General features: G+C 72.7%; 14 protein-coding genes and 1 pseudogene. 9 read left to right on the top strand and 6 right to left on the bottom strand.

The features are described 5' to 3' along the window. Positions 1–748: DUF4184 family protein (locus ACIQOU_RS32500; protein ID WP_401542750.1), on the bottom strand; the 748-nt coding region annotated here is incomplete at its 3' end. Between the two features lie 490 nt (positions 749–1,238). Here ACIQOU_RS32500 and ACIQOU_RS32495 point away from each other — a divergent pair. Further along, positions 1,239–2,984: a lytic transglycosylase domain-containing protein gene (locus ACIQOU_RS32495; protein ID WP_401542748.1), complete on the top strand. Its 1,746-nt coding sequence runs from the start codon at positions 1,239–1,241 to the stop codon at positions 2,982–2,984. A 124-nt stretch (positions 2,985–3,108) separates the two neighbouring features. On the opposite strand, the pseudogene hrpB reads toward ACIQOU_RS32495, so the two are convergent. Together hrpB and ACIQOU_RS32485 are read right to left on the bottom strand one after the other, a co-directional pair. Further along, positions 3,109–5,631, bottom strand: a pseudogene (gene hrpB / locus ACIQOU_RS32490) (ATP-dependent helicase HrpB). A 4-nt stretch (positions 5,632–5,635) separates the two neighbouring features. After that, positions 5,636–6,589 (bottom strand): class I SAM-dependent methyltransferase, encoded by a 954-nt coding sequence (locus ACIQOU_RS32485; RefSeq protein ID WP_401542745.1) that lies wholly within the window; start codon positions 6,587–6,589, stop codon positions 5,636–5,638. A gap of 226 nt (positions 6,590–6,815) precedes the next feature. On the opposite strand from ACIQOU_RS32485, the gene rpsA reads away from it, so the two are divergent. The 4 genes from rpsA (at position 6,816) to ACIQOU_RS32465 (ending at position 10,915) form a co-directional block, all read left to right on the top strand. Next, a complete protein-coding gene (rpsA, locus tag ACIQOU_RS32480) occupies positions 6,816–8,327 on the top strand; it encodes a 30S ribosomal protein S1 (RefSeq protein ID WP_401542742.1) in 1,512 nt (503 codons plus the stop codon). A 552-nt stretch (positions 8,328–8,879) separates the two neighbouring features. Further along, positions 8,880–9,818 (top strand): PAC2 family protein, encoded by a 939-nt coding sequence (locus ACIQOU_RS32475; protein ID WP_401542739.1) that lies wholly within the window; start codon positions 8,880–8,882, stop codon positions 9,816–9,818. A gap of 39 nt (positions 9,819–9,857) precedes the next feature. Beyond that, a complete protein-coding gene (gene coaE / locus ACIQOU_RS32470; RefSeq protein ID WP_401542736.1) occupies positions 9,858–10,484 on the top strand; it encodes a dephospho-CoA kinase in 627 nt (208 codons plus the stop codon). A gap of 50 nt (positions 10,485–10,534) precedes the next feature. Beyond that, on the top strand, positions 10,535–10,915 hold the full coding sequence (locus tag ACIQOU_RS32465; protein ID WP_401542734.1) for a tetratricopeptide repeat protein: 381 nt from the start codon (positions 10,535–10,537) through the stop codon (positions 10,913–10,915). A gap of 63 nt (positions 10,916–10,978) precedes the next feature. Here the strand turns inward: ACIQOU_RS32465 and ACIQOU_RS32460 are convergent, their stop codons facing one another. Next, entirely contained in the window at positions 10,979–11,248 is a 270-nt protein-coding gene (locus ACIQOU_RS32460; RefSeq protein ID WP_401542731.1) for a DUF6343 family protein, read from the bottom strand. Positions 11,249–11,412: 164 nt separating this feature from the next. Here ACIQOU_RS32460 and ACIQOU_RS32455 point away from each other — a divergent pair, with 164 nt between their 5' ends. Next, complete coding sequence (locus ACIQOU_RS32455; protein WP_401542728.1) at positions 11,413–12,312, top strand: acyltransferase domain-containing protein; 900 nt, start codon at positions 11,413–11,415, stop codon at positions 12,310–12,312. A gap of 148 nt (positions 12,313–12,460) precedes the next feature. Here the strand turns inward: ACIQOU_RS32455 and ACIQOU_RS32450 are convergent, their stop codons facing one another. After that, entirely contained in the window at positions 12,461–12,997 is a 537-nt protein-coding gene (locus ACIQOU_RS32450) for an RNA-binding S4 domain-containing protein (protein ID WP_401542725.1), read from the bottom strand. A gap of 87 nt (positions 12,998–13,084) precedes the next feature. Between ACIQOU_RS32450 and ACIQOU_RS32445 the strand changes: the two genes are divergently transcribed. Beyond that, positions 13,085–13,804 carry a uracil-DNA glycosylase gene (locus tag ACIQOU_RS32445; RefSeq protein ID WP_401542722.1) on the top strand — a complete coding sequence of 240 codons (720 nt, stop codon included), beginning with the start codon at positions 13,085–13,087 and terminating at the stop codon, positions 13,802–13,804. A gap of 21 nt (positions 13,805–13,825) precedes the next feature. On the opposite strand, the gene ACIQOU_RS32440 is transcribed toward ACIQOU_RS32445, so the two are convergent. Beyond that, entirely contained in the window at positions 13,826–14,488 is a 663-nt protein-coding gene (locus tag ACIQOU_RS32440; protein WP_401542719.1) for a GntR family transcriptional regulator, read from the bottom strand. A gap of 161 nt (positions 14,489–14,649) precedes the next feature. On the opposite strand from ACIQOU_RS32440, the gene ACIQOU_RS32435 reads away from it, so the two are divergent. Further along, on the top strand, positions 14,650–16,101 hold the full coding sequence (locus ACIQOU_RS32435; protein WP_401542717.1) for an NCS1 family nucleobase:cation symporter-1: 1,452 nt from the start codon (positions 14,650–14,652) through the stop codon (positions 16,099–16,101). Positions 16,102–16,106: 5 nt separating this feature from the next. Then, positions 16,107–16,844, top strand: coding sequence for an aspartate/glutamate racemase family protein (locus ACIQOU_RS32430; RefSeq protein ID WP_401542714.1), 738 nt, complete (start codon positions 16,107–16,109; stop codon positions 16,842–16,844). The last annotated feature ends 29 nt before the right edge of the window (positions 16,845–16,873 follow it).

Below are 16,873 nucleotides of genomic sequence, written 5' to 3'. Positions count from 1 at the left end.
CAGCTGCTGTTCCCGACCCACCGGGCCGGACCGCCCGCCCACCAGGGACCTCCTCCGACCGATCAGCCAGGAACGCCCGCCCGCCAAGGACCGCCTCCGCCCCTCCAGCCAGGGCCGCCCGCCCACCAGGCACCGCCTCCGACCCGGCAGGCAGAACCGCCCCCTCCGCCCCCGCAGCCCCCCGACCAGCCCCGTCGCCCCGAACCGCCCGTACCAGGAACCCCACGATCGCCATCGCCGCCACCGCCGAGCCTCCGTACTGGAGGTACCAGTACAGCGGCGCTCCCGCCAACTCGTCGGCCAGGGCCGGGAACACGCGCATGCCCCAGCGGTCGAGGTGGGTGAAGGCGTCCCATACGACATGGGTGAGGGCGCCGATCACGGCCGAGGCGTACCAGCGGGCGGCCAGGGCAGGGCTGAGGCGGGCACGACGGGTGCCGCAGCGCAGCAGCGTCGCCGGGCCGGGTTGCCGGGCCCGGGGCAGGAGGGCCACCAGCGGTTCGCGGAGCAGGAGCCACAGGGCGACCAACGCCCAGGTGATGAGCACGTCGACCGTGAAGACGCCCGCGAACGAATGCGTCACCTCCCCGAACTCCATCGCCCCGGCCACCACACTCGCCGCGTAGTACGTCAGGTCGGGCGAGAAGGAACCCGCGATCAGGACGGCCGGGACCAGGCGGGCCCGCCCCGTTCCGTCGGCGCGCACCGCCGGGAGTACGGCGGCGGCATGGCTGAGGGTGAACGGCAACGGGGCTCCTGGGGACGGACGTTCGCTGCGGATCAGTATGGCCGGGCGGTCTCTGCGCCGGATGTGGCCGACGCGACCTCACGTAGCCCGCCGGGTGGCCCAGCCGCCCGCTCAGCAGCTCGGCGTGGGGCCACGCTTCCGTGCCCGTCCCGCCTCCACCCACCGTTGGTGACGCCTCCGTCGCCCCCTCCACTCGCCCTCCAGCCACCGTTGGTGATGCCTCCGTCGCCCCCTCCACTCGCCCCCCGCCCGCCCCATCCGCCCCTTCCGTCCCGGTTCTTGGGAATCCTGTAGTCAACGGGTCCCCGTGCAAAGGAAGTTGTCGTAGGGTCGCCTGGGTTGTCGTGCCGGGGTGGTGGCAGGCCTGTTGATTTCTTCGGTGAGGGCAACCACCGCGTCACTTCGATCGTCACAAGAGCGCGGGCCCGTCGGGTTCGCGAGGGACAGGGACGGGCGCTCGGGTGCGTCCAGGGGAGGGGTTGGTCACTCAATGGCGGCGCACATCGGCAGGAGGCTGCGCAAGGGAGCGGCGACCACAGCCGTGGCCGCGGCGGCGGTCGCGGCTCTGTCCGCGTCCCAGGCGCCCGGCGTCGCGGTCGACGACCACGGCAGAACCACCGCCTCCGACGCCCAGACCGCACCCGAAGCCGGCTCCGGCGAGGGCGGCGCGACGGGCAACTCCCCCTACTACACGGACCTTCCGCCGCTCAACAGCCCGAAGCCGACGCCCACCGAGTCCTCCCTCGGCACGCCGGTCGCGCAGGGCGAGGCCGAGGCCGGGATACCCGCGACCGTCCTGGACGCCTACAAGAAGGCGGAGGCCGAACTCGCCTCCTCCAAGCCCGGCTGCAACCTGCCCTGGGAGCTGCTCGCGGCGATCGGCAAGGTCGAGTCGGGCCAGGCGCGCGGCGGCGCGGTGGACGCGAACGGCACCACGATCACCCCGATCCTCGGTCCCGAACTCGACGGCAACGGCTTCGCGTTGATCAAGGACACCGACAACGGCGCGTACGACGGCAACAGCACGTACGACCAGGCGGTCGGGCCGATGCAGTTCATCCCGTCGACGTGGGCGTGGGCCGGCCGGGACGGCAACGGCGACGGGGTGAAGGACCCCAACAACGTCTACGACGCCGCCCTCGCCGCCGGTCACTACCTGTGCCGCAACGGCTGGGACCTGTCCGTCGCCGACGATCTCGACCGCGCGATCCTCAGCTACAACAACTCGCAGGCGTATCTGGGCACCGTCCGGTCGTGGCTGGAGTACTACCGCAAGGGCACCCACGAGGTCCCGGACGGCACCGGCAGCGTTCCGTCCAGCCGCAGCGACGACGACAGCGACCGGGCCGAGCCGACTCCGTCGCCCACCACCCCCGCGAAGACCAAGCCCACCACTCCGGCCACGCCCGGCTCCGCGAGCCCCGAGCCGACGCCGCCCGCCTCCACCCCGCCCACCACGACCCCGCCGACCACCACGCCGCCTGCGCCCACGCCCACCGACACCGTGGACCACCTGGTCGACGGGGGGACGGCGAAGCTCTCGGCGCGGGCGGGGGACACGTTCGCGCAGAAGATCAGCGCCAAGGCGGAGACGAAGGACGGGACCGCCGTCGGGAAGGTCAGGGTCCGCTTCACCATCGTCGGGGACACCGACACGACGTTCGCCGGGGGCGAGTCCGTGGCCACCGTCGTCACCAAGGACTCCGGCGTCGCCGTCGCGCCCGCGCTGGTGGCCGGTGAGAAGACCGGCGACGTCGTCGTGCGGGCCACCGTCGTCGGCCGTTCGATCACCGGGCTCGACTACCAGGCGACCGTCACCGAGCGCGTCGCCGACTCCGTCGCCCGCACCACGAGTACGGCGCTGACCTGCGCCGCGGGCGGTGAGTTCGCCGAGCGGGTGGAGCTGAAGGCCACCTACCAGGGCGCCGCCGCGGACAACGTCGCCGTCACGGCCACCGTGATCAAGGGGCTCCTCGACACCTCCGAGAACGACAAGGGCCCCTACTTCAAGGACGCCGACGGCACGGCGGTCCGTACCCTGACCGGCCTCAAGACCGACGCCCAGGGCGTGGTGCGGCTGCCGAAGATGTACGCCGACTCCACCACCGGCATCTTCCTGCTCCGCGTCACCACCGCGGGCGGCGCCAGTCGCCTGGTCTGGCTGACGGTCTCGGCGGCCGACGTGTCGCCCACCCCGAGCGCCACCCCGAGCGCCTCGGCGAGCCCCTCCGCGTAACCGACCGACCAGGGCGCCCCCTCCGCCGCTGCGGACGGGGCGCCCTCGCGCGTGCCCGACCTTTCCCCGCTCACCCGCCCGTTGCCATCGGGCCAAATCTGACGGCCCGTCACATCTCGTCGAGTCAGCCTCTGAGCCGTGCGTTGGTGTGCCGGGTCGGCTCGGCCGTCGCCGGGTCCTCGGGCCACGGATGCTTCGGGTACCGGCCGCGCAGTTCGGCCCGCACCGCCTTGTAGCCGTCGTTCCAGAAGGACGCCAGGTCGGCGGTCACGGCCGCGGGACGCCCGGCGGGGGACAGGAGGTGGACCAGCACCGGCACCCCCGCCACCACGGGCGACTCCCGCAACCCGAACATCTCCTGCACCTTCACCGCCAGCACCGGCTGACGCGGATCGCCGTAGTCGACCCGGACCCGCGACCCGCTCGGCACAGTGATCCGTTCCGGCGCCAACGACTCGAAACGCACCGCCTCCCCCGACGCCCACGGCAGCAGCCGCGCCAACGCCCGCCCCGCGTCGATCCGGCCGAGGTCGGCGCGGCGCCGGGCCCGCCCCAACTCGGGCTCCAGCCAGTCGTCCACGCGCGCGTGGAGCGCGTCGTCGGTGACCTCCGGCCACGGCTCACCCAGCCGCAGCCGGAGAAACGCCAGCCGCTGCCGCAGCACCTCCGCGTCCGCCGACCACCTGAGCAACCCGAGCCCGTCCCGCCGCAACCCCTCCACCAGCGCCTCTCGAACGACGGCGGGGTCGGGGTCGGTGAGCGGCCGCACCGCCAGTTCGATCGCCCCCAGCCGCTCCACCCGCCGCGCCACGACGTCCCCGTCCCGCCAGCGCACCTCCCGCTCCCGCGCGTACAAGGAGGCCGCCGCCCGCCGGGCCACCTCCTCGTCCAGCACGGCCCCGAGCCGCACGCGCGCGTGCCCGGCACCGGCCGGCCGGTCCGCCACGGCGACGGCGATCCACGGCACCCCGCGCAACGCCTACCCGTCCGCCAGCTCCGCCCGGGTACCGGACGCCATCAGACACGAACCCCCGTCCGCCCTGGCCACCCGCTCCGGAAACGCCAACGCACACACCAACCCGGCGAGCCGCTCGTCGGAGAGCCCGCCGCCGAAACCGTTCTCCCCGGCGGTGACCGGGGTCCCGGCCGGGTCCGTGAACTCGGCCGCGGCCGACCGCAGCCGCCGCACCTCCGTCCGCCACCGCGCCGCGTACGCGTCACCCCCGCGCCGGGCCGTGCGCAGGGCGGCGGCGAGGTCGTCGCCGTACGCGCGGGGCGCCTCCTCGCTCAGCAGCGCCACCACCTCGGCGCCCGCGCCGCCCGTGTCCAGCAGCGCCCGGCCCAGACGCGGGTGCACCCCGAGCCGGGCGAGCCGCACGCCGCGTGGCGTGGCCCGACCGGCGGGGTCGAGGGCACCGACCGCCGTCAGGACGGACCTGGCCGCCGCCATCGCCCCGGCCGGCGGCGGATCGAGCAACGCGAGCCCGGACGCGTCCGCGTCGCCCCAGCAGGCCGCCTGGAGGGCGAACGCCGTCAGGTCGGCCACCTTGATCTCCGGCGCCGGGAACCGCGGCAGCAGGGTGTCCTCCGCCGCCGTCCAGCACCGGTACACCGCCCCCGGCGCCTCCCGCCCGGCCCGCCCCGCCCGCTGCCGCCCGGACGCCTGCGAGGCCCGCACCGTCGTCAGCGCGCTCAGCCCGCGCGCGTGATCCACCCGAGGCTCCCGCGCCAACCCCGAGTCGACGACCACCCGCACCCCCGGAACCGTCAACGACGACTCCGCCACCGACGTCGCCAGCACCACCCGGCGCCGCGCCCCGGGCGCCAGCACCGCGTCCTGCACGGCGGCCGGGGCCCGCCCGTGCACCTGGAGCAGTTCGACGTCACCGAGTTGACCCAACTGCCCCGCCACGCGCGCGATCTCGCCCACGCCGGGCAGGAAGCACAGCACGTCGCCGTCCCGCTCGGCCAGCGCCCGCCGCACCACCGACGCCACATGCGTGAGCAGCGCCGGGTCCACCCGCATCCCGTGCGGCGGCCGGACGGGACGGACCGGGGGTGCCCAGACCACCTCCACGGGGTGGGCGACCCCGGCCGCCTCGATCACCGGCGCCCCGCCCAGCACCCGCGCCCAGCCGTCCGCGTCCGTGGTCGCCGAGGCCGCCACCAGCCGCAGCTCGGGCCGGAGCGTCTCGCGCACGTCCCACAGGAACGCCGCCACGGTGTCCGCGTCCAGGTGCCGCTCATGACACTCGTCGAGGACCACCACGTCGACGCCCGTCACCTCCTGGTCGCGTTGCAGGCGTTGCAGCAGCACACCGGTCGTGACGACCTCCACGCGCGTGTGCCGCCCGACGACCCGCTCGCCGCGCACCGTGTGACCGACGCTCTCGCCGGGCCGTTCGCCCAGCAGCCAGGCCATCCGGCGGGCCGCCGCGCGGGCCGAGATCCGGCGCGGCTCGGCCACCACGACCCGGCGCGGCGGACCGTCGCCGACCAGCCCGGCCAGGACCAGCGGCACCAGCGTCGTCTTGCCGGTGCCCGGCGGCGCGCACAGCACCGCCGCCCCGTGCCCGTCCAGGGCCGCCCGCAGAGCGGGCAGCGCCGAGCGGACCGGGAGCCCGTCGAGGGCGTCCCGCCGGAGCACGCCGTCAGTCCCGTTCGCAGACGAAGATCGCCGTCCCGGGGATGAGATGGCCGCGCAACGGGGACCAGCCGCCCCACTCCGAGGTGTTCCAGGCCGGCCACTCCGGCTCGACCAGGTCGACCAGCCGGAAACCGCCCGCCACCACGTCCCGCACCCGGTCGCCGACCGTGCGGTGGTGCTCGACGTAGACCGCGCCGCCGTCGTCGTCCTGCTCCACGTACGGCGTGCGGTCGAAGTACGACGACGCCACCGACAGCCCCTCCGGACCCGGCTCGTCGGGGAACGCCCAGCGGATCGGATGGGTCACCGAGAAGACCAGCCGGCCGCCGGGCCGCAGCACCCGGCGCACCTCCCGCAGCACCACCACCGGGTCCGCCACGAACGGCAGCGCCCCGTAGGCCGAGCACACCAGGTCGAACGAACCGTCCGCGAACGGCAGCGCGCTCGCGTCCGCGCACACCAGCGGGAACGTCCCCCCTATGCGCAGCGCGTGCTGGAGCTGGCGGTGCGAGATGTCCAGGGCGACCGGGCGGGCCCCCTGCGCGGTCAGCCAGCGCGAGCACTGGGCCGCGCCGGCGCCGATCTCCAGGACGTCCCGGCCCGTCAGCTCCTCCGGCGGGCCGAGCAGCTCGGCCTCCACCTCGTCCAGACCCTCGGGACCCCACACGAAGCGGTCGTCGCCGAGGAACGTGCCGTGCTCGACCTGGTACTCGTCCGCGTTCCGGTCCCACCAGCCCCGGTTGGCCCGGGAACTCTCGGTGCCGTCCGCCGCCCGCCTGACGGCCTCGGGCTCGAACGTTTCGGGCTCTTGGATGATCCGCTCCCTCGTCGTACTCTTCCCTCCAGCCGGTCCCCGAAAGGGGGTCGCGGGAGGGGTGTCCCGGGGCCGCGTGGCCTCCGCGGACAGTTCTTGTGCCGGGTATGGGGCGATCCGCCCCGGGTGTGCGCCTTCGCGCATTGACCCTGCCCGGCTGCCCCCGTATGCTACAAGTTGCGCTGCGGGCCTGCGCACCTCAGACCTAGCAGGCTGCGCTCGCATCTGTCGTATGTCCCCTCGGTTTTCGAGGCGCCCTCACCAGGGTTCGGTGAGGCGCTTCCTTGGCTGTCCGGCTTCTTCAGAGCGATACGGGCTCCCGGCGTAGCAGTACCTACGACTCAATGTCCGTACCGGAGCCTTTACCCACATGACGAGCAGCACCGAGACCACCGCCACCACCCCGCAGGTTGCGGTCAACGACATCGGTAACGAGGAAGCTTTCCTCGCCGCGATCGACGAGACGATCAAGTACTTCAACGACGGCGACATCGTCGACGGCGTCATCGTGAAGGTCGACCGGGACGAGGTCCTGCTCGACATCGGTTACAAGACCGAAGGCGTGATCCCGAGCCGCGAACTCTCGATCAAGCACGACGTCGACCCGAACGAGGTCGTCGCCGTCGGTGACGAGATCGAGGCCCTTGTTCTCCAGAAGGAGGACAAGGAAGGCCGCCTGATCCTCTCGAAGAAGCGCGCCCAGTACGAGCGTGCCTGGGGCACCATCGAGAAGATCAAGGAAGAAGACGGGATCGTCACCGGTACCGTCATCGAGGTCGTCAAGGGTGGTCTCATCCTCGACATCGGCCTCCGTGGCTTCCTCCCGGCCTCCCTCGTCGAGATGCGCCGCGTCCGCGACCTCCAGCCCTACGTGGGCAAGGAGCTCGAAGCCAAGATCATCGAGCTGGACAAGAACCGCAACAACGTGGTCCTGTCCCGCCGTGCCTGGCTTGAGCAGACCCAGTCCGAGGTCCGCCAGACCTTCCTCACGACCCTCCAGAAGGGTCAGGTCCGCTCCGGCGTCGTCTCCTCGATCGTCAACTTCGGTGCCTTCGTGGACCTGGGTGGCGTCGACGGTCTGGTCCACGTCTCCGAGCTGTCCTGGAAGCACATCGACCACCCCTCCGAGGTTGTCGAGGTCGGCCAGGAAGTCACCGTCGAGGTCCTCGACGTCGACATGGACCGCGAGCGTGTCTCCCTGTCGCTGAAGGCGACGCAGGAAGACCCGTGGCAGCAGTTCGCCCGGACCCACCAGATCGGCCAGGTCGTGCCCGGCAAGGTCACGAAGCTGGTTCCGTTCGGTGCGTTCGTCCGCGTGGACGAGGGCATCGAGGGTCTGGTCCACATCTCCGAGCTGGCCGAGCGCCACGTGGAGATCCCGGAGCAGGTCGTCCAGGTCAACGACGAGATCTTCGTCAAGGTCATCGACATCGACCTTGAGCGTCGCCGGATCTCGCTGTCCCTGAAGCAGGCCAACGAGTCCTTCGGTGCCGACCCGGCGTCGGTCGAGTTCGACCCGACCCTGTACGGCATGGCCGCGTCCTACGACGACCAGGGCAACTACATCTACCCCGAGGGCTTCGACCCCGAGACCAACGACTGGCTTGAGGGCTACGAGACCCAGCGCGAGGCGTGGGAGGGCCAGTACGCCGAGGCGCAGACGCGCTTCGAGCAGCACCAGGCTCAGGTCATCAAGTCCCGCGAGGCCGACGAGGCCGCTGCCGCCGAGGGTGGCGACGCTGCTGCGCCGGCCGCTGCGGGTGGCAGTGGTGGTGGCGGTGGCGGTTCGTACTCCTCCGAGGGTGCGGACACCTCCGGTGCGCTGGCCTCTGACGAGGCGCTGGCCGCGCTGCGGGAGAAGCTTGCTGGTGGGCAGAGCTGAACGCTAGCCGCTGAGGCTTAGGCGGAATTGAGGGGCCGTACCTTTCGGGGTGCGGCCCCTCAGTGCACCCCCCTGCGCGGGGCGGTGGGGGGTGGGGTGAGTGGTCGGCTGACGGTCAGTGGGGCGGTGGGGTGGGTTGTTGGCTGACGGCCGGTGGGGGCTTGTCGCGCAGTTCCCCGCGCCCCTGGTTGGTCGGATCGGGCTGTGTTGTGGGGGGCCGGTGGGATGGGGGTGCGCCCGCGCGGCGGAGCCGCATATGGATACAGTCCCGCGCCCCTGGGGAGGGGTGGTTGGGTGGTTGTTTTGGCTGGCGGTCGGTGGGGGCTTGTCGCGCAGTTCCCCGCGCCCCTGGTTGGTCGGGCCGGGCTGTGTTGTGGGGTGCCGGTGGGTTGCGCCCGCGCGGCGGAGCCGCATATGGATACGGTCCCGCGCCCCTTGGTTGGTCGGGCTGGGCTGTGTTGTGGGGGTGGTGGGATGAGAGAGGGGTGGGGTGGGGAATGTCGGGGTTCTGGGGGGCGTTGAAGCCTGGGAACACTAGGAGGGGCGGTCACAGTGCTTGATCCGCAGGGTTTGTACGCATGGGAGCCGAAGGGGCTCGCCGTGGTCGACACGGCGCTGGCTCAGGAGTCGGCCGGTCTGGTCATGCTCTACCACTTCGACGGATACATCGACGCGGGCGAGGCCGGCGACCAGCTCGTCGAGCGGTTTCTCGACTCGCTGCCCCACCAGGTCGTCGCCCGCTTCGACCACGACCGGCTGGTGGACTACCGCGCCCGCCGCCCGCTGCTGACGTTCGAGCGGGACCGCTGGACCGAGTACGAGGTCCCCGCCATCGAGGTGCGGCTCGTCCAGGACGCCACCGGAGCACCGTTTCTGCTGCTCGCCGGGCCCGAACCGGACGTGGAGTGGGAACGTTTCGCCGTCGCCGTCCGGCAGATCGTCGAGCGCCTCGGTGTCCGCCTCTCGGTGAACTTCCACGGCATCCCCATGGGCGTCCCGCACACCCGCCCCGTCGGCCTCACCCCGCACGGCAACCGCACCGACCTCGTCCCGGGCCACCGCAGCCCCTTCGACGAGGCGCAGGTCCCCGGCAGTGCCGAGGCCCTCGTCGAGTACCGCCTCATGGAGGCCGGGCACGATGTCCTCGGGGTCGCCGCGCACGTGCCGCACTACATCGCCCGCTCCCCGTACCCGGACGCGGCCCTGACCGTCCTTGAGGCCATCACCGCCGCCACCGGACTGGTCCTGCCGAGCATCGCGCACGCCCTGCGCACCGACGCGCACCGCACCCAGACCGAGATCGACCGGCAGGTCCAGGAGGGCGACGAAGAACTCGTCTCGCTGGTCCAGGGCCTGGAGAACCAGTACGACGCGGTCGCCGGCGCCGAGTCCCGGGGCAACATGCTCGCCGAGCCCGTCGACATCCCGTCCGCCGACGAGATCGGCCAGGAGTTCGAGCGGTTCCTCGCCGAACGGGAGGGCGAGGCCTGACCCGCCGCGTTGTCAGTGGCAGGGCCTAAGCTGACGTTCATGCTGAAGGTGGGCCTGACCGGCGGGATCGGCGCCGGCAAGAGCGAGGTGTCGCGGCTGCTCGTGGAGCGCGGCGCCGTACTGATCGACGCGGACCGGATCGCCCGGGAGGTCGTCGCGCCGGGCACCGACGGGCTCGCCGCCGTCGTCGACGCCTTCGGCGCGGACGTCCTCGGGGCCGACGGCGCCCTCGACCGGCCGCGGCTCGGGGCCATCGTCTTCGCCGACCCCGAGCGGCTCGCCGTGCTCAACGCGATCGTGCACCCCCTGGTCGGCGCCCGGTCCCGGCAGCTTGAGGCGGCCGCCGCCGAGGACGCCGTCGTCGTGCACGACGTCCCGCTGCTCACCGAGAACGGACTGGCGCCGCTCTACGACCTGGTGATCGTCGTCGACGCGAGCCCCGAGACCCAGCTCGACCGCCTGATACGGCTGCGCGGCATGACCGAGCAGGACGCGCGGGCCCGGATGGCCGCCCAGGCCAGCCGCGAGCAGCGCCGGGCGATCGCGGACGTCGTCGTCGACAACGACGTTCCGCTCGCCCGGCTCCAGGAGCGGGTGCGGGAGGTGTGGGAGGACCTCGTGCGGCGGGCCGGGGCGGCGGGTGCGGCGGAGGTTTCCGAGGAATAGCGGTGGCGCCGACGGGCGTTGAAGCCCCGCAGTGAGGGAAGGAGTCATCCGTGCCCGAGATCAGCGGATCGACCGGACGTACTCCGGAGACGCATGTCATCGACTTCCGTGCCGCCGAGCGGCTGCTCGACGCCCGTGACCCCCGGGGCGCGGTCAAGCTGCTGGACCGTGTCATCGCCGCCCACCCGGAGAACACCGCCGCCCGGCTGCTGAGAGCCCGTGCCTTCTTCGCCGCCGCGCAACTGCGGCCCGCCGAGCTGGAGTTCACGATCGTCCTGGAGCGTGAGCCGGACAACGCGTTCGCCCACTTCGCGCTCGCCCGCACCTACGAGCGGCAGGGCAAGCCCGACCTGGCCACCCGGCACTTCCGGCTGGCCGCCGCCCTGGACCCCAACCCGCGCTACCTCAAGGCCGCCCGCTTCGAGCCGTAGAGCCGTAGAGGTGCCGACCGGCTGTGACCCGCGTCGGCACTGTGGGCAGTATGGGCAGTGCGGTTAACGGGGCGGTCGGTCCTCCGGGGGGCGGAAGGGTGGGACGTCGCGGCCCGGCTGGTAGCGGGCGCCCTGGTGGATGTGGCGCAGGATCTGGGCCAGGTCCACGGTGACCACCAGCCACAGCAGCCCGCACGCGATCGCCCACCCGGGCCGCCCGGTCACCGCGAACGCCACCGTCCCGAACACCGTCCAGACCAGCCCCCACACGCTCAGCCACAACCGCATCCGCAGCGCACTGCGCGCGGTCCTCGGCTCACTGCCTGTACGCATCGCCGGTCACCACTTCCTCCTCGCAACGTACTCTTCGAACGAGGCGGACACCAAGAGCGCGAACGAGGCCGACACCACGGGCGTGACCAGGGCGGATGCCAGGGTTGTGACCGGGAAGGACACCGAGGACGCGACCCGGGACGGACATCCGAAGGGGGAACCGCGTGCTGCCACGAGCCGACGCACTGGCCGAGACGCTGCTCGATCTCGGCGTGGGCCACGAGGACATCAACGACCTCGTCCGCATGGGCCGCCGCGTCATCGACGACCCGGAGCTGCGCCAGTTCCTGGAAGCCTCCGTCGGCCAGCTCACCCGGGGCCTCGGCGAGATCCGCGGCGGCGTCGACCTGCCCGACCTGGACTGGCCGACCGGCCCCCTCCAGCGCTGCTTCCCGGTGTACGTGTTCGTCGCCACGCTGCCCCACACCCGGGCGCACCACCGTGCCCTGGGCGTCCCCGACGACATCTCCCGGCGCACCCTCGCCGACCTCGGCCGACAGCTCGCCGTGCACCGCAGGCGCTACGGCGTGCCGGGGCTGCTGGACCGACGGTGGCTGACCCTGCACTTCGGGGGCGAGCTGTACCAGCTGGGGCGGCTCCAGTTCCAACGCGCCTGGCACGGCGAACGCACCGGGTGGGCCCTCGCGGCGGCCGGACTCGACACCGTTCCCGGCACGCCCTGCCTCAACCTCCATGTGCCGGACTGCCTCGGGCCGCTCACCCCGGGCGCCTGTGACCGGTCGCTCGCGCTGGCCGGGGAGTTCTTCGCCCGGCACCATCCCGACGAGAAGTACCGGGCCGCGCTCTGCCACTCCTGGCTGCTGGACCCGCAGTTGGCCGAATATCTGCCCGCCGACTCCCACATCGTCCGCTTCCAGCAGCGGTTCCAGGTCGCCCGCGAGGACCCGGAACCGGCCGACACCGACCCCGTGCAGTTCGTGTTCGGCAACGGTGACCTGCCGGTCGAGACGCTGCCCCGGCGGACCGCCCTCGAACGGGCCGTCGGGGACCATCTGCGCGGCGGCGGCCACTGGTACACCGGGCACGGGTGGTTCGCGCTGTAGGCAGGGCTCGTCGCGGGTCGAGCCCGCTGCGGGGCGGGGCCCGTCGCGGACAGTTCCCGGTGCGGGCGGCTTCCGCTGCGGGTGGCTCCCGAGCGGGGGCCGGGGTCCGGGTGGCCGCCGCCGCGCCGGGCGGGCCGACGGTGGGCGGTCAGCCGGCGGTGTCCTCGTCGTCGTTGCGGCGGGTGGTGCGGGCCGCTGTGGCCGAGTCCGTCAGGCCGCGCAGGCGTTCCATGTCCCGGCGGTCGCGCTTGGTCGGGCGGCCGGTGCCGCGGTCGCGGACCCCGGCGGGGGCGATCGCCTCGCGGGGCGGCGGGGGCGGGGAGTTGTCGACATAGCACTGGGCGGCGACCGGCGCGCCGACCCGTTTGCGGATCAGGCGCTTGACGATGACGATCCGCACCCGGCCCTCCTGGCGCACCCGTACCTCGTCGCCGACGCGCACCGCGTAGGCGGGTTTCACGCGCTCGCCGTTCACATGGACGTGTCCGCCCCGGCAGGCGGCGGCGCCCAGCGAGCGGGTCTTGATCAGCCGTACCGCCCAGATCCAGCTGTCGAGCCGTACCGTCCCGCCGTCCGCGGGTGCGGCCGCCACGGCCGCGGCGACGGCGGCAGCGGTCTCGGCGGCCTCGGCCGCCTTCGGGTCCTCGGTCACCGGCGCCCTGTCCTCGTCCTCTTCGGAAGCCATGCCGACGACCTTAGCCCGCGCGACCGGCTGCGCCGGAGGGATGTCCGTGCCCGCCCCGCCTTATCCCGTCGGCCGTACCGTGGGGGCGTGGACTCACTCGCCGCACTCGATCAGCGGGTCACGGAGTGCCGGGCCTGTCCCCGGCTCGTGGACTGGCGTGAGGAGGTCGCCCGCACCAAGCGGGCCGCCTTCGCCGACTGGACGTACTGGGGGCGCCCGGTGCCCGGGTTCGGCCCGCCGGACGCCCGGCTGCTGATCATCGGGCTCGCCCCGGCCGCCCACGGCGCCAACCGCACCGGACGCGTGTTCACCGGCGACCGTTCCGGCGACGTGCTGTACCGGGCGCTGTACGACGTGGGCCTCGCCTCGCAGCCGACGGCGGTCTCCGCCGACGACGGCCTGACGCTGAACGGCGTCCGCATCACGTCCCCGGTGCGCTGCGCCCCGCCCGAGAACAAACCCACCCCGGCGGAACGGGACACCTGCCGACCCTGGCTGGTGGAGGAACTGCGGCTGCTGCGGCCGACGTTGCGGGCGGTCCTCGTGCTCGGCGCCTTCGGCTGGCAGGCTGTGTTCTCGGAGGCCTCGGCCTTCGCGGCGGCTGGGTGGACGGTGCCGCGTCCGCGCCCGGCGTTCGGACACGGTGTGCGGGTCCCGTTGGCCGGGCTCGATGTGTTCGGGTGCTTCCATGTCAGCCAACGCAACACGTTCACCGGGAAGTTGACGCCGGAGATGCTGCGCGGGGTGCTGCGGGAGGCGGCACGGGCCGCCGGGATCGAGGGGACCAGGGAAGCCGACGGGACGTAGCGGCCGAGGGGCGCAACGGCCTCACTCGTCCGTCAACTGCCCCTCCCCGAAGAGCTGTCGGACCGTCGAGCGGTAGTTGGTGCGGACGTGGGTCAGGGCGTGGGCGCGGGCCAGGTCCGGGTCCCCGGAGGCCACCGCGTCGTACAACTCGCGGTGTTCGGTGAGGAGTTGGGGCCACTCCTCGTTCTGCCGGGTGAGCCAGCGCAGGCGGCCCGCGACCGGGTCGAGGACCGAGGTCAGCAGGGTGTTGCCGGCCAGGGCGAGGATGCCGTCGTGGAAGCGGCTGTTGATGTCCGTGATGGTCTCCGCGTCACCGGCCTCGGTCGCGGCGGCGCACCGGTCCAGCAGCTCGCCCAGCTCCGCCAGCGCCCGGGGTGTCGCCCGCTCGGCGGCCAGGCCCGCCGAGTAGACCTCCAGGGCCTCGCGCAGCTCGAAGAGTTCCTTGACGTCGGCCAGGGTCAGCCGCCGTACGACTATGCGGCGCGCCGACTCGAAGTGGACGAAGCCCTCCGCGACCAGCGCCCGGATCGCCTCCCTGACCGGCACCCGGGAGACCGCGAGGCGCTCGGCCAGCTCCCGTTCGACCAGCCGGTCACCGGGCCGCAACCGGCCCGCGATGATGTCCTGCCGCAGGGCCACGAGGACGCGTTCGCGCACCGCGCCGAGAGGTTCGATCTTCGCCATGGGGCCATCCTCGCCGACGCGGGGGCTCTTTTACGGAGCGTTAACGGACTCGACATCCATCCGCACGTCTGACGGCGGGACCATGGCCCCAGTTTGGTATACCAAACACGTCCGGCTGTTGCTCCGGCGTCCCCGCAGCCCCTCCCGCCCTGGAGGCCCCCGTGTCCCTCACCGACCGCGCCGAAGCCACCGGCGCCCCCGCGTTCGTCCCCGATCCGCGGCTCACCAACGACGACCTCGCGCCCGCCGAGAAGCGGAACTGGAAGGTCTTCGACCTCTTCGCGATGTGGATGTCCGACGTCCACAACCTCGGCAACTACACGTTCGCCGCGGGCCTGCTCGTCCTCGGCATGAACGTCTGGCAGGTCTTCACCGCCCTGCTCGCCGGTTTCGTGCTCATCTACATCGGCATGAACGGGATGGGCCGGATCGGCCAGCGCCACGGCGTGCCGTTCCCGGTCATCAGCCGCATCAGCTTCGGCGTCTGGGGCGCCAACATCCCCGCCCTCATCCGGGCCGTGATCGCCATCATGTGGTACGGCATACAGACGTATCTGGCGTCCGTCGCCGTCAACGTGATGCTGCTGGCGGCCTGGCCGGGGCTCGTGTCGTGGACGCACAGCTCGTTCCTCGGACTCGACGCGCTCGGCTGGGTGTCGTTCCTGGCGCTGTGGCTGGTGCAGGCCCTGATCATCAGTCAGGGCATGGAATCCGTACGGAAGTTCCAGGACTTCTGCGGCCCCGCGATCTGGCTCGTGATGATCGCGCTCGCGGTGTGGGTGCTCGCCAAGGCGGGCTGGTCGATCTCCCTCACCAGCACCCCGCACCCCGTCCCGGTCGGCGAGCAGTGGCGGCAGTGGTTCGGCGCGGTCGGCCTGATCCTCGCCACCTACGGCACCCTGATGCTCAACTTCTGCGACTTCTCCCGCTTCGCCCCCGACCAACGCACCGTGCGGCGCGGCAACTTCTGGGGCCTGCCGGTCAACTCCACGGCGTTCGTGGTCGTTTCGGTCATCGTCACCGCCGGTTCCCTGAAGGTCTTCGGCAAGGCCATCACCGACCCGGCCGAACTCGTCGCCAAGGTCGGCAACACCTGGGTGCTCGTCCTGGGGGCGCTGACCTTCGCCGTCGCCACCATGGGCGTCAACATCGTCGCCAACTTCGTCTCCCCGGCCTACGACCTGGCCAACGTGTGGCCGCAGAAGATCACCTTCAAGGTCGGCGGCATGATCAGCACGGTCGCCGCGCTGGTCGTCACCCCGTGGAACCTCTTCTCCAACCCGACCGTCGTCAACTACTTCCTCGGCGGCCTCGGCGCCTTCCTGGGACCGCTGTTCGGCGTCATCATGGTCGACTACTACTGGGTCAAGCGCGGCCGGATCGACGTCGACGAACTCTTCAACGCCCGCCCCGGCAGCCGCTATTACTACCGCAAGGGCGTCAACCCCCGGGCGCTGTGGGCGTTCCTGCCGTCCGCCGCGCTGGCCGCGGTGCTCGCGCTGGTGAAGACCTTCAGCGACGTCGCCCCCTACTCGTGGTTCATCGGTACCGCACTCGCGGCCGGTCTGTACGCGGCCCTGTGCCGCAGCGAGCGCACGGCGCAGGAGGTCTGAACCGGGTGCGGATCGTCGTCACCAACTGCAACACCACCCGGGAGATGACCGAGGAGATCGTGCGAGGCGCCCGGGCGGCGGCCGGTCCCACCACCACCGTGACCGGGCTGACCCCGGCATGGGGACCGGAGTCGGCGGAGGGCTGGCTCGACAGCCACCTCTCCGCCGCCGCCGTCATGGACCTGCTGCGCACCTACGACGGGCCCGGCTACGACGCCGTCGTCCTGGCCGGGTTCGGCGAGCACGGGCGGGAAGGCGTACGGGAGTTGGTGGAGGTGCCGGTCGTCGACATCACCGAGGCCGCCGCCCACCTCGCCTGTCTGCTGGGCCGCCGCTACGGCGTCGTCACCACCCTCGACCGTTCCCGGGGCCAGATCGAGGACAGCCTGGAGCTGGCCGGCGTCGCCCGCAACTGCGCCGCCGTCGTCTCCACCGGCCTCGGCGTCCTCGACCTCGGCGACGCGGAGCGCACCCGGGCGGCGTTCCTGGCCGCCGCCGACCGGGCGAAGGCGGCCGGGGCGGAGGTGCTGGTGCTGGGCTGCGCCGGAATGACCGGCCTGCAACGGGAGTGGGGCCAGCGGCTCGGCATGCCGGTCGTCGACGGGGTCGGCGCGGCCGTCAAACTCGCCGAGTCCCTGGTCGCGTTGGGGCTCACGACCAGCCGGGCGGGGAGCTACGCGCGCCCGTTGCCCAAGCGCCGGGTGTGGGGGGCGGGGCAGGAGGCGGCCGGGGGAGTGCCGTGAGAGCGCGGGTGTGTGCGTCGTCACCCGTG

The organism is Streptomyces sp. NPDC091279 (assembly GCF_044757465.1).
Classification (GTDB): Bacteria; Actinomycetota; Actinomycetes; order Streptomycetales; family Streptomycetaceae; genus Streptomyces.
This window is presented reverse-complemented; position numbering and strand designations above follow the sequence as displayed.

What these genes read in the sequence shown, in the direction of transcription:
- ACIQOU_RS32495 (WP_401542748.1), top strand. Translation starts at nt 1,239, where the DNA reads ATGGCGGCGCACATCGGCAGGAGGCTGCGCAAGGGAGCGGCGACCACA.
- ACIQOU_RS32485 (WP_401542745.1), bottom strand. Translation starts at nt 6,589, where the DNA reads ATGCGCGAAGGCGCACACCCGGGGCGGATCGCCCCATACCCGGCACAA.
- rpsA (WP_401542742.1), top strand. Translation starts at nt 6,816, where the DNA reads ATGACGAGCAGCACCGAGACCACCGCCACCACCCCGCAGGTTGCGGTC.
- coaE (WP_401542736.1), top strand. Translation starts at nt 9,858, where the DNA reads ATGCTGAAGGTGGGCCTGACCGGCGGGATCGGCGCCGGCAAGAGCGAG.
- ACIQOU_RS32460 (WP_401542731.1), bottom strand. Translation starts at nt 11,248, where the DNA reads ATGCGTACAGGCAGTGAGCCGAGGACCGCGCGCAGTGCGCTGCGGATG.
- ACIQOU_RS32450 (WP_401542725.1), bottom strand. Translation starts at nt 12,997, where the DNA reads ATGGCTTCCGAAGAGGACGAGGACAGGGCGCCGGTGACCGAGGACCCG.
- ACIQOU_RS32440 (WP_401542719.1), bottom strand. Translation starts at nt 14,488, where the DNA reads ATGGCGAAGATCGAACCTCTCGGCGCGGTGCGCGAACGCGTCCTCGTG.